General features: G+C 48.1%; 9 protein-coding genes. 6 read left to right on the top strand and 3 right to left on the bottom strand.

Annotation, left to right across the window (positions count from 1 at the left end):
- Positions 1 to 1,218 precede the first annotated feature (1,218 nt).
- Positions 1,219 to 3,600, top strand: coding sequence for a CHAT domain-containing protein (locus tag ACG2F4_RS14540; protein ID WP_395261609.1), 2,382 nt, complete (start codon positions 1,219 to 1,221; stop codon positions 3,598 to 3,600).
- 86 nt (positions 3,601 to 3,686) lie between these two features.
- Here ACG2F4_RS14540 and ACG2F4_RS14535 read toward each other — a convergent pair whose 3' ends face one another.
- Entirely contained in the window at positions 3,687 to 4,424 is a 738-nt protein-coding gene (locus ACG2F4_RS14535) for a tetratricopeptide repeat protein (RefSeq protein WP_395261608.1), read from the bottom strand.
- 615 nt (positions 4,425 to 5,039) lie between these two features.
- On the opposite strand from ACG2F4_RS14535, the gene ACG2F4_RS14530 reads away from it, so the two are divergent.
- The 3 genes from ACG2F4_RS14530 (at position 5,040) to ACG2F4_RS14520 (ending at position 8,497) form a co-directional block, all read left to right on the top strand.
- Positions 5,040 to 6,488, top strand: coding sequence for a TlpA family protein disulfide reductase (locus ACG2F4_RS14530; protein ID WP_395261607.1), 1,449 nt, complete (start codon positions 5,040 to 5,042; stop codon positions 6,486 to 6,488).
- Positions 6,489 to 6,542: 54 nt separating this feature from the next.
- The gene (locus tag ACG2F4_RS14525) at positions 6,543 to 7,646 is read left to right on the top strand and encodes a glycoside hydrolase family 3 protein (RefSeq protein ID WP_395261606.1); all 1,104 of its coding nucleotides are present in this window, start codon (positions 6,543 to 6,545) and stop codon (positions 7,644 to 7,646) included.
- A 266-nt stretch (positions 7,647 to 7,912) separates the two neighbouring features.
- Positions 7,913 to 8,497 (top strand): DinB family protein, encoded by a 585-nt coding sequence (locus ACG2F4_RS14520; RefSeq protein WP_395261605.1) that lies wholly within the window; start codon positions 7,913 to 7,915, stop codon positions 8,495 to 8,497.
- 63 nt (positions 8,498 to 8,560) lie between these two features.
- Here ACG2F4_RS14520 and ACG2F4_RS14515 read toward each other — a convergent pair whose 3' ends face one another.
- On the bottom strand, positions 8,561 to 9,523 hold the full coding sequence (locus ACG2F4_RS14515; RefSeq protein WP_395261604.1) for a N(4)-(beta-N-acetylglucosaminyl)-L-asparaginase: 963 nt from the start codon (positions 9,521 to 9,523) through the stop codon (positions 8,561 to 8,563).
- A gap of 16 nt (positions 9,524 to 9,539) precedes the next feature.
- Entirely contained in the window at positions 9,540 to 9,998 is a 459-nt protein-coding gene (locus ACG2F4_RS14510) for a sterol desaturase family protein (protein ID WP_395261603.1), read from the bottom strand.
- 364 nt (positions 9,999 to 10,362) lie between these two features.
- On the opposite strand from ACG2F4_RS14510, the gene ACG2F4_RS14505 reads away from it, so the two are divergent.
- Positions 10,363 to 11,061: a hypothetical protein gene (locus ACG2F4_RS14505; protein ID WP_395261602.1), complete on the top strand. Its 699-nt coding sequence runs from the start codon at positions 10,363 to 10,365 to the stop codon at positions 11,059 to 11,061.
- Positions 11,061 to 12,380 carry an ABC1 kinase family protein gene (locus tag ACG2F4_RS14500; protein WP_395261601.1) on the top strand — a complete coding sequence of 440 codons (1,320 nt, stop codon included), beginning with the start codon at positions 11,061 to 11,063 and terminating at the stop codon, positions 12,378 to 12,380. The genes ACG2F4_RS14505 and ACG2F4_RS14500 overlap by 1 nt, the downstream gene beginning before the upstream one ends.
- The last annotated feature ends 125 nt before the right edge of the window (positions 12,381 to 12,505 follow it).

The raw sequence follows: 12,505 nt of genomic DNA, 5'->3' as shown, positions 1-12,505 counted from the left end.
GTTCATCCTCATCCTCGGGACCGCCGCCGCGTGCGGATCCGTCACCGATGCCACCCTTGACGGGCCCGACCGCCCGGCCACCGTCGAGCAGCCCGTCGAGCCCACCCCTGAGACCTTCGGCAACGGCGACGACATGGAACCAATCCTCGACAAACCCGAATAACCGGCGCCGGTATCACACAAATCCAACTATGCTGTTGGTAGATACAAGGCATAAGGGGTTATTTAACATCTACGTCTGGTCATTTTATATTAGAAAACAACTATTCCAAATGTTAAGTATCTTGCGCCACTCGCAGCGGTGGCGCAATAGTACTTAATTTTAATTCAACTTTCCCCATGGTATCCCTGATACTTGTATTTGCTGTATTACTGGGATTTCAGCCAACTGACACACCTACCAATTCTTTGCCAAATCAGGCGAAGGAACAGGCGGCTATTTATTTGGAAGGAATAAAAACCCATGAAGAATTGAATATCAACTTATGGGCGCTGGCGGAGTTATGCCAAAATAAAGGGCAGGAGGAGTTGATAAATTACATCAAATCTGAAGCGAATCGAACTAAATATTTTAGGGACCTGAATGGAGTTCTTTGTGAAGAACAACCTAAATACCGCCTCTTGGAAAAACTTGCGCTCTCCTATGGGCATCCAGACTTCTTAATTGCTGCTATGCTTCAGAAAAGTGACTCTACGTCAAGGGAAACACTTTATAGCAGGTACCGAACTATGCACAAACTCTCTGAAAGAGAGGGGCTTAACTACGAGAAACTTATTACCCACATCATTAATAACAGCTCGATAGATTCTTCCACTCTCCCTGTAGAGCAATTCCACTTTGTCCATTTTTTATTGCTTTTCAACACCGAGGCCCTGGACAATCAAGTGATAACTGATGACTATCTCAAAAAGCTTGCCAATCATTGGTATCAACAAAATCTAAATTTCAACCCCCACTCCCTTAAAAGCTCCCTTTATCTTGTTACACTGTTCCGAGTTTTATACTTGACCAATGACTATTCAAAAATTCATACTATTTACTCGGACTTAACCCGTGAAAAGCTCTTTCCTTTATCAAATGACAGGCTGCGGGTATTTCGTAATTTGGATTTTGCCATGTACCAGATTGGACGTTACGATCTAAGTCTGGAAGTATCGCGTAATCACTCCCTTCCACTGGCCAATTTTTTGAATTCCCAAAAAGAACTTCTTTCTATTATGCAAACTCAGGGAGTGTACCTGTACCAGATAGGGAAAATTCAACAGGCCCAGGATATTTTTCAGGAAGTCTTGAAAAGGGCTACCGAAGAAAACATCCCTGTAAATAAAACGAGCTTATATCACAACCTGAGTATCACCCACTTTAAAAGTGGCAATTTCGACAAATATCTCGAGATCCAGTTTCAGGCACTAGAGCTCGCTCAAAAAGAACAAAACTATGAACATCAATTCAAAATATTACAGAACCTCCACATTTTTTATCGCAGAAATGGAGATATAAGTTCATCTCTAAGATATATTAATGAGGCACTAAAACTATCCAAAAGGCATGGTAATATTGAAGATCTGGGATCCATCTTTGTGTCGCTCGGGGTTTTCTACCGGGATTTAAAATCGAATCCGGACTCTGCCGCCACCTATTTTCAAAAAGCAGATTCGGTCATAAACAGGCAACAGAACTTTAACCTCTATTTTAAGCTTTTAACCGAAAAAGCGAGACTGTATGAAACACAAAATAAGTTTCAGCAGGCACTAAATATCTACCGGAGTACCAAACAGACTGTTAGATCGCAAAAAAATACTCAAACGTATCTTCATGCCCTTGTCGATGAAGCCAGAATACTGCTGAAGCTGGACAAAATTTCTGAAGTAGGAGAAGTCATAGCCATACTCAACAACTCAGACCTCTCACTGCTCGATTTTGCACAGATTGTAAAAGCAAAAACGCTCGAAGCGAACTATTTAATCACCACCGGCGAGCCGAACAGCGCCTATGAAATATTGAAACCGACCATTCGGCAGGTGGTAGAGCGGGCACAGAGCAGCACGGATCTGCAGTCGGGGTTTTGGAGTATTGAGCAGGAGTATCTGGATGCTTTTAAACTGTTTGTCGATCTGCTTATTGAAACGGACCGTCCCGGTGAAGCGGCCCTGGCACTGGACCAGTTGAAAACGATCAACGATGCCGCCTTTTACCAGGATCCCATGGTTAAAGCCCAACAACTCAATGAGTCCGAATTGACGCAGTACCGGCAGCTTGCCAACAACCTGGATCAACTGCGAAAACAGAAACTGAGCGCCTCCTCCAGGGAGCGCGTGCAGATTCAAAATAAAATTGACCGCTTGAATGCACAAAAGCGGGCCCTCGATCGAAAAATCACGCAATATGCCGACAAGCCGACCATAAATATGCACCAGGTTCAGCGGCAGCTCTCCTCCAACGACCTGATCCTGCATATCACCGAACTCGAGGAGACCTACTATCTGGCCAGCATCACAAAACGAAACATTGATTTCCACAAGGTTGATCTGGATGAACAGACCCGGGGCCTTTTTGACCAGTCGATCCAAGCGCTTTCGACCGGAGAAACGGACCTGAACAAGCTGTACCGACTCGGGAAAAAGCTAAATATTTCGGAACTGGCCTCATCCATAGAAAATGTCATCCTGATACCCGACAGCTACCTCTTTCAGCTTCCGATGGATATTCTTCCCCTGACTCCCCCGTCATCACATTACAGTTACGGGGAACCCACATATTTCATTGAACAATATCGCACTGAATACCTGACCTCCCTCAATGAATTTGTACATGGAGCGCAGCCCGATAAATCATTCAACTGGGACTACGTGGGATTCGGAATAAGCGAATTCAACAATGCGGGATCAGAACTGATGCCCCTGCCCTACGCACGCCGCGAGATTCTCCAGATATCCCGGGAGCTGACCAACCTGGAGGACCACAGAACGATCCTGGAGGAGCAGTCTACCGAAGAGGCCTTCCGGGCAGCCGCACCCAAAGCGCGCATTCTTCACCTGGCAACGCACAGTACAGTCTCGGAACAGGACCCGCTTTTTTCGCGCATTTACATGAGCAGTCCCGCCGGTCAAACGGAAACGGAACAGTTTAACAGCCAAATTTTTGCCTATGAACTTTTTGAGATGAACCTCACCAATGACCTTATTATGCTGAACTCCTGTGAATCCGGTTCAGGTTCCTACCTGCAAGGGTCCGGCATTGTGGGTATTAGTCGCGCGCTTCGGTACGCCGGGGCGGAGAGTCTCGTACTGAACCTCTGGTCAGTCAATGACATGATGGCTTCCGATTTTGCCACCCGGTTTTACAGGGCGTTGAACGATGGGGACTCCAAATCGGAAGCACTGAGAAAAGCCAAAGTGTATTTCCTGAAACAAAAGAATGCCAACCCCCATTACTGGGGGCCCTACATGCTTATTGGCAGCAGCCAGGCGGTAGTGAAGCCAATGCAGAGCTCAAACATCTATGTGGCCTCCGGTTTTATGCTCTACCTGATTGTTATGGTCAGTTTGTCATATATGGCACAACAGCAAAACATACCAACCGGAAATAAACGGGAATAACCTCCATAAAAAAGCCCGGCAGCAAATCTGTTACCGGGCCTTTTCCAATATGTTTGTACGTGTATCTTATATGATCAAGAATACTGCTATTCGGTCGCCAGTGCACTCAGATAATGCTTGGCCACGCGGCGGTATGCGCCATTCAGTTCATACGCGTTCTGAATTGCTTGCCGGGCTTTGTCCAGCTGGTTGAGCTGAAAATACGCGTTACCCAGGTACCAGTAGCCCTTTTCGCGGGTTAGTGCATCAACGGCCTGCTTTTCAACAACGTGCTGAAAATTTCGGATCGCCTGATCGTAGCTGCCATCGTTATAATAAAGAGACCCAATATTCAGATGCAGTTTCGCGGACCATGCGGGATCATCTGCCGATTCCAATTCCTGTTCCAGCATCTGTATTGCTTCTGCCGTATTCCCCCTGTTGGCCAGGGCCAGCGCATCCTTCATTACGCCCTGCTCAGAATTGGGCTCCATTACGCCATCTTCAGACCGGTAGTAGTCCAGCTCTATGCTTGTGATCGGTTCTACAGTTTCCGCGGACTGGAATTCCGGCATATTGATAACGGCCAAGACGCTTACCAGCAGTACAACCACGGCTGCTGCAGCATACGACCACGCCCTGTCCATGCCAAGGATGGTGGCAGCACCTTCCCGTTCAGATTCAATCACGGCCTTGGTATTGGCTACCGTTTTAAGGTAATCAAGCTGATCACCATTCTGTATTAGTTCTGCCCATAACTCGTCAATCTCATCAGAAGAAAGCTGACCATTTACATACTGATCAATTTTCTCTTCAAGATCTCTATTTTTATGACTCTCAATCATCTGCCTTGCTGTTAAAGTTTACCATTAGCTTTTAAATAAAATAACAAACTCTCGTTTCAATACTTTAATATTAAAGATATTTAATATTAAGATTGAAATGCCAGAAGAAAAAATATATGCTCTTTGAGATTAAATACTATAGCAAAATTATTTAAGGCTATAGACAATCAAGCTCTTATCTAGATGAATATCTTTTTTCTCCCATTTCCAACTATAAGAGTACCTACCCCGCAAAGTGTTACAAAAAAATCTTTGATCTCCCCTCATTTATTCCCACTATGGAAGCTTCTGGTCAGCAATCCCGTACCTTTCAGATTGAAACATTTCTGGAGAGCATGCCAAGGACGCGTGATACCTGCCGAATATACAATCTCCCCGCCCCGGTAACCCGATATTATCACTCCGGTGGTAAATATTTGTTAACTATTGTATCCCTTATCAATATTTTTATTTCTTTACAACAGCAGACTTTAAAAATCTGGGCTCCGCCAGTACAACCGTCTGAATGGAAGGGTTTGTCTCTCAGCAGGGGGATATGAATCCCGCGAACTGCAGCAGGATAAACTCGCGACATGGTAAATCCTCGCATATAGTCAACTAAACCATTTTTAGCCTATGAAGCCTCTTGGAGTTTGGTTTTTAACAGCAGTGCTCTCCTTATGTATCTATTGTTCCAAAGCAGACCAGGCTTCGGTCACGGGTACGCTGGACTATGTCGGATCATCCGAAATTTATATTGAAAAGCCTCCCCTCCACTACAAGTATGCACCCAAAAAGATCTTTCCCGTAACTCCGGACGAGGATGGAACATTCGGCACCTCCATTCCTGCCGATTCCACGGAGATCGCTTTTTTCGTAATTGATGACACCCGATACCCGGTGGTGGTGCAGCCGGGCCAACAGGTGCATTTGACGATACGGCGCGCCTGGTTTCCCGACTCCGTAACCGTGGAAGGTTATCCCAGGGAATGGGACGAAATGTACAGCCAGTATCGATCTGAGGATACTAAAATCATGAACTCTATTGAAGAAGAGCTGCCCGCCTTCCGAAATGGAGAACAAACCGATGTCATTGAGCTCTATAAAAACAGAATATCGGTAGCTAAACGACACCTGGGCGATACTCCCCTCGAAATTTACTACCATAAAACCATCGGGGAATACCTGGTTAAAAGTCTGGAGTCGATCACCCACCGGTGGGGCCAGCCCGGTCTCAATCCCCGGCAACATCGCAAAGAGGTGATGGAAAAGGCTGAAAAACTTAATTTTTTCAGCTACAAGGTATTAAAAAATCAACGGGCGGGAATCAGGGACTTTACCAACGCCTATGCAAATACATTTGGAGTCGAGGAACGCCTGGAGGAGAAGTATGGACAGGACCTGATGCAGTATGACGTAAAGCGGCTCGGGTATGAAACAATGGACTCTGCCCGGACCTCGGTTCTCAAGCATATCGATGGACGAAGGGCAAAAGCGTACGCCAGGATGCACCTCATAGCGGAACGGATCGGGGAGATCTCTCCCGAAGTGGCTGAACCCAGCTACAACCAGTTCCTGCAGGAATACCAGGATTTCCCTGCATACGTGTCGTTCCTCACGGAGTTCTATAACCAGGTAAAAAGCGTCTCCCCTGGTCAGCCGGCCGTTCCCTTCGCCCTGCCCAGCCAGGAAGGCAACATTATAGAACTGGAAGATTTCAAAGGAAGATACCTGTTGCTGGATTTCTGGGCCGCCTGGTGCATCCCGTGCCTGGATGAGTTCCCCCACATGCGGGAACTCTATCAAAAATATTCGCGTGATGATTTTGAAATTGTGGCGATCTCCATTGAAGAAGACAGCCTCACCTGGCGGCGGGCCCTGCAACGGTTTCAGAATCCCTGGGTTCAGCTTTACGGAGGTAATGGATTTGAGCAAGAGACTTTTAAAAAATACCGCGGTGGTGGCATCCCGTTCTATATACTCGTGGACCGGGAGGGAAATATTGAACGATACAATGATGTCCGTCCCTCTTTTAATCTCGAACAGGTACTGGACAGCCTGATTACGAGGGAGGACGAAACCTGAGACTCTTTTGCTACGGGAGGAAACCCTGAAATCACAATCGATAAATACCTGCTGATGAGAATACTTTTTGGAATGTTGCTGGTTATATCGTTTTCTGCTTCCGGCTGCGCCCAGCCCGCAGGCGAAGTCTCCCTCGAGAACAAAATCGGGCAGATGCTGATGGTTGGATTCCGCGGAACCGAAATCGATGCCGGAAACCCGATTGTCGAAGACATCCGCGACCGTAACATTGGGGGTGTCATCCTCTTTGATTACGACGTCCCCTCCCAGCACCCCCTGCGCAATATTCAGTCAGCCGACCAGGTGAAAAGACTGACCGAGCAGCTCCAACATTTGGCCTCGACTCCCCTCTTTATCGGTATTGACCAGGAAGGCGGACAAGTGGTCCGCCTGAAGCCCAGGTTCGGGTTCCCCCAAACAGTATCGGCTCACTATTTGGGTACGGTTAACAACCCAGATACCACCCAACTCCATGCAACCCAACAGGCCCGGCTGCTGGATCAGCAGGGGTTCAACGTCAATTTTGCACCGGTTGTAGACCTGAACACCAATCCCGAAAATCCCGTCATCGGCAAGCTCGATCGCAGCTACTCTGCCGACCCTGAAGTCGTGACAACGCACGCACGCATTGTCGCAAGAGAGCACCTCAAGGCTGGCGTCATTCCGGTACTAAAACATTTTCCGGGCCACGGCAGCGCCTGGAACGATTCCCACAAAGGGATCGCGGATGTCACGGAGACCTGGCAACAAGTGGAGCTCAAGCCGTATGCGAACCTGATCGCCAGCGACTCCATACCGGCGGTAATGACTGCTCATGTATTTAATGCCAAACTCGACTCCACCTACCCGGCCACTCTTTCCAGCCCGGTACTTGACGAGCTGCTGAGAGATCGCCTCAGTTTCGAGGGATTGATCTTCTCCGATGACATGCAGATGCAGGCGATACGTTCTCAATACGGACTTGAAACCGCTTTGAAACAGGCCATCAACGCCGGTGTAGATATCCTGGTGTTTGCCAACAATTCCGTTTTTGAGGAAGATATTGCCGAACGGGCAATCTCTGTCATCAGTCGCATGGTGGAACGGGGAGAAATTTCCAGGACAACTATTGAAGACTCGTACAAACGGATTATGAGGATAAAAAGCACCTTTGAGTGATAAAAAACTCAATATACAACATGGTGCAGTGATCTGTACCCATATTCTTTTTGCGATCTTCAGTTGAATTTATCAGACACTCAGCAAGGATGCAGATGGGCTGACTTGGTTTTTACCCCTTCGGGTTTTACGAATTTGAAATCCTCTTTTATGAGATATAAACTACTATTTTGATTTTTTTCAAAGATTGATCCTCAACAAGAATCTGTTTATTGAAGGCTCTCTTTGGTTTTAGGCACAAAGACAGGATATAAAATTATTCAGGTATGGCGAATCTTCCCGGCGTAAAAGAATATACGATTCAATGGTATATAACCCGGTTTTCCGATGCGCGGGACCGGGCCATTTCATTTTGTCAGCCGATAAGCGAGCCGCTCTTTATACAGCGGCCGGCTGAAGACCGATGGAGCATCGCCGAGTGTTACAGCCACCTTAATGAATTCGGGGAGATATATTTGGAAAATATTCGCGACGGGCTGGCTACCGCGCCGACCTCTTCCGCAGAAAATGAAGAGCGGCCTTTTCCGCCCCGGCTGCTCTGGAAAGGGGTTATCAAACTGTTCGCCCCACCATACCGGCTGAAGATGAAAACCGTAAAACCTTTCTCTCCGGCATCCAAAGCGCGACTAAAAAAACAACCGGTACTGGATCGTTTTGTACACCTGCAGGATGCCTTTATCGATGAGCTGACAACTGCCTGGGTCAACTCGGTAGACCTAAACAAAATCAAAGTCTCCAATCCCCTTCTCAAATTTGTCCGAATGACCCTTTCGGAGAGTTTTGCCGTGGCCGAGGTTCACCAACGCCGTCACATCTGGCAGGCACAACAGGTTTGGAAACAGCTTACATAGCTTACTTTAGTAACTCTTTACGACAGCCAGAGGTATTCCTTTTCGTGTGATCAAAAACGAACCCTAACCAAACCAGCTCTCACTGGAGATGAGCTCTTCCTGTTGCAAGGTCCGAACAGCGTAGGAATATCCCGACTGAATCGCGTATCCACCATAGGCGCCTTTCTTGTTTAATGCCAGAAATCCGACCTGTCCATCCATTGCTCCCCCGTGGTTATTGACAATCCGTTCTACGGCCCGACGGCAGGCGTCTGTGGGCGACGCTCCATGCCGCATCAGCTCTACCACAAGGTGACTCCCGGCAACCCTGATCACCTCTTCCCCTACCCCGGTGGCCGCGGCAGCCCCTATATCGTTGTCAACAAACAGACCCGCGCCGATCAGGGGCGAATCTCCCACGCGGCCGTGCATCTTCATGCCGATTCCGCTGGTCGTGCACGCCCCTGAAAGATTTCCCTGCCGGTCCAGTGCCAGTATCCCGATCGTGTCGTGATTCATATATTGATCCCAGCTTGTCACCGGGTACTCCGGATTCTTTTTCCAGTTTAACCATACCTGGCGGGCTTCTTCGGTGAGCAAATTTTCCTTTTTAAAACCGTTGTCGAGGGCAAACTGCTGCGCACCCTCACCGACCATCATGACGTGTGGTGAATTTTCCAGTACTTTCCGTGCCACCGAAACAGCGTGCTTGATATCCAGCAAAAACGCCACCGATCCGCATCGCGATTCATGGTTCATGATACAGGCATCCAGAGTTACCTTCCCGGTACGGTCCGGATAGCCCCCATATCCCACGGAGCGATCTCCCGGATCGGCCTCCGGTACCCTTGCCCCCGCCTCTACTGCATCCAGGGCCGGCCCGCCTCCAGAAAGGATCTCCCACGCGGCACTGTTCGCCTTGCGGTTGTCCCAGGTTGAGATTACAACCGGTCCCTCAGCTTCAGCTTGCCCAGAGAATGAAAACTTTCTTCCCGCAGGCAGTAATGCGCCCAGCAGGGATGTCTTTAAAAAAATTTTGCGATCCATATGACAATTTCTCCTGTTATCGGTTTTCTTGGTTGTACTTGTCGTAGGGAAAAAGAAACAGCCCGTACGGTTCATGCCCCTTTTTATCCGCCGACTGGTGATGACGCTGGTGCGCGCGACGAATTAAGCGCATGATCTTGTTGTCACTTTTAAAGGGCATAAATCGTTTGTGAGCAAACAGGTCGTGAATGATAAAATACAGGATCCCGTACACTGCAATGCCGGTTCCGATGGCAAAGGCGACCGAACCCAGCGGATCTCCCGCCCCCCAGAACATCAATCCCACCGATACCAATGCAAAGAAGAGCGAAAACAGGTCGTTCAACTCAAACCAGCCATGCGTGGGTGTGTGATGCGACTCGTGAATATTCCAGAGGAACCCGTGAAACAGGTACCGGTGTACAAGGTAGGATATGATCTCCATCCCGTAAAAACCCAAAAGTAGCAATCCGGCAAATCCCAGAATCTCGTTCATGATATCTTTTTCCTGTTTATTAATCTTGGATCAATATGTTAACCCTGGCCGAGTAGAACGCCGATGTTAAAACATGCGCAACTAATTATAAAGAGCGGGCGTTGTAAAACCAACTACCGCTGGAGGAAGATCAAATACAGCGCTATGTTGAGCGGAACCAGTTTAAGAGCGGGCAGATCTACTTCAGTAATTAAACGTGTAATCAGGGGAATGAGACAACCTCCCAGAAAACTTACTCCTATTCCATTACCTTCGGATTTAATTACCTGCAAAAATTGTTTGCGGAAATGGATGATAAAAAAGACAGAGTTACGTTTTCAGAAGACGAGCAAACATGTTGAATGTTTAAATATCCCTTAACCCGATGAATAAAACCGATCCCGGAAAATTTGAATTCAAGTACAGGATATCTGAAGCTGCAGTAGAGCAGTACGAGAAAGAGGGAAAAGGCTTTACTCTTAAGCAGGTGAGCCGTCAGGCAGATTGCACAGTGGCCGACATTCTTGAATATTTTCCTGGTAAAAAAGCGATCCTTCAATTTTACTACACGGGCCTGCTTGTTCGCTACCGGCTGATGTTGGAGGATATCGAGGGATTTGACGATTACCTGCTAGCTGAAAAACTATCCAATTTTGTATATACCTCATTTGATCTTTTGGATGAACACAAGTCGTTTGTCCGGGAAACGTTTACCCCGTTGATATTCTGTTCCTATTCCGGTACCGGGTTCGAACAGCAAACACGGGAACTGCTGGAGCGTTTTTTTTCCGGTGATCCCCGGATATCGTCGAGCAGTGCCCTGCTGATGAACCGTTACTTTTACCAGGTGCTTTACCGGAAATATACGGCGCTGATCCGCTTCTGGCTTAAAGATACCAGTGAAGAGCAGGAGGTAAGCATGGAGCTAACTGATAAATACACTGCATTCCTTCAGGAGCTTGTGTACAGCGCGGCCGTCGACAAAGGATTTGACCTGGCTAAGTTCCTGTTTTCCAATGCAGTTTTCAGCAGCGGATTCCAATCGATTAAAAACCTGTTCCCAGAAATTGAAATACGAGACTAATGAGTGACGATTTTCCCTCTTCAAAATTTGAGCGCGGAAAAATATTTGCCAAAACCGGGTTAAAGCTGGGCACCAACTATGCCAGGCGCCATCTGAAGAAAGCCGCCGGCCGGAAAGAAAGCCGTGAAGAAAGCAGCCGGTTCCATACCGAAAACGCCCGTCAGGTATTTAATGAATTCAGCAAGCTTCGCGGTACGGCCCTCAAGATTGCGCAGTCGCTGAGCATGGACCAGGGCCTGTTGCCGGAAGAGTTTACAGAAGTGATGGGAGAAGCCCAGTACAGCGTCCCACCCATCAACAAAGCGCTGGCGCGATCGATTATCAAAAAACAGCTTGGCGCCTATCCCGAGCAGCTGTTCCGGTCTTTCAACCCGGAGGCACTGGCAGCAGCCTCTATCGGGCAGGTGCACAAGGCAACACTCAGGGATGGGCGGCCCGTAGCGGTGAAGATTCAATACCCGAATGTACGTGAGACCATCCAGTCGGACTTGGGGATGGCCAAGCTCTTAATTAAACGGTTTGTTAAAAACGGGGCCGACCTCGACGATTATTTTGAGGAAGTACAGTCCACCCTTATGGAAGAGACCGATTACATTCATGAAGGAGAACAGATTGAAGCCTTCCACAGGCGGTTCTCGGGCGACCGGTACATCACGCCGAGATGGATCAGGGAGTATTCCACCCAAAAGGTGCTGACGATGACATTTATTAAAGGCAAGCACCTGAAGGAGTTTCTCGACACCTCGCCGTCCCAGGAGAAACGCGACCATTTTGGCCAGCTGTTGTGGGACTTTTTCCACGACCAGGTGGTGCAGCGCGATACGGTTCATGCCGATACGCATCCCGGCAACTTTTTTTTTACGGATGACGACCGGCTGGGGATTATCGATTTTGGGTGCGTAAAGAAATTTCCCATCGATTTCTCAAATAAATACCTGCGCCTGCTGCCGATCCACATGGCGGACGATATCGACAAAATTCGTGACCTCTTCCTCGAACTCGACATCATCAGGGAAAACCCGGACAACCCCCAGAAAGAGGAGCAGTTTTTCCAGTTCTGCATGAATTACGGGCGGGCGTTCGCAGAGCCCTACAAAACCGACGAATTCGATTTCGGGGATCCCGAGTTCCGGGAGCGCATCAACCGTTTTGCCAAGGAACCTCCCATCATGAACGAACCACGCGGCTCAAAACACTTTATCTATAGCACGCGCGTACATCTGGGGCTTTACAATCTGCTAATGAAACTGGGGGCCCGGGTCAACACCCGGAAAAGCCGCGAAAAGGCTCTTGCCGTCCTGGAAGAAATGACAGCCTGAACACGCTTACCGACTGTACACATGTTCAGAGCTTATCAGTTGTTGCAAGGACCTTTGCAGAACCTGCTATTTTGCTGGTAAGTAGTTGTACCACCAAGCTTGTTGACCTTTAAACGGGAGTAAAC

This window comes from Halalkalibaculum sp. DA3122 (assembly GCF_043951865.1).
In the GTDB taxonomy this organism is placed as follows: Bacteria; Bacteroidota; Rhodothermia; order Balneolales; family Balneolaceae; genus JAMQKA01.
Note: the sequence above shows the minus strand (reverse complement) of the source record. Positions and strands in the feature narration are given on the sequence as shown.

What these genes read in the sequence shown, in the direction of transcription:
- ACG2F4_RS14540 (WP_395261609.1), top strand. Translation starts at nt 1,219, where the DNA reads ATGCAAACTCAGGGAGTGTACCTGTACCAGATAGGGAAAATTCAACAG.
- ACG2F4_RS14535 (WP_395261608.1), bottom strand. Translation starts at nt 4,424, where the DNA reads ATGATTGAGAGTCATAAAAATAGAGATCTTGAAGAGAAAATTGATCAG.
- ACG2F4_RS14530 (WP_395261607.1), top strand. Translation starts at nt 5,040, where the DNA reads ATGAAGCCTCTTGGAGTTTGGTTTTTAACAGCAGTGCTCTCCTTATGT.
- ACG2F4_RS14525 (WP_395261606.1), top strand. Translation starts at nt 6,543, where the DNA reads ATGAGAATACTTTTTGGAATGTTGCTGGTTATATCGTTTTCTGCTTCC.
- ACG2F4_RS14520 (WP_395261605.1), top strand. Translation starts at nt 7,913, where the DNA reads ATGGCGAATCTTCCCGGCGTAAAAGAATATACGATTCAATGGTATATA.
- ACG2F4_RS14515 (WP_395261604.1), bottom strand. Translation starts at nt 9,523, where the DNA reads ATGGATCGCAAAATTTTTTTAAAGACATCCCTGCTGGGCGCATTACTG.
- ACG2F4_RS14510 (WP_395261603.1), bottom strand. Translation starts at nt 9,998, where the DNA reads ATGAACGAGATTCTGGGATTTGCCGGATTGCTACTTTTGGGTTTTTAC.
- ACG2F4_RS14505 (WP_395261602.1), top strand. Translation starts at nt 10,363, where the DNA reads ATGAATAAAACCGATCCCGGAAAATTTGAATTCAAGTACAGGATATCT.
- ACG2F4_RS14500 (WP_395261601.1), top strand. Translation starts at nt 11,061, where the DNA reads ATGAGTGACGATTTTCCCTCTTCAAAATTTGAGCGCGGAAAAATATTT.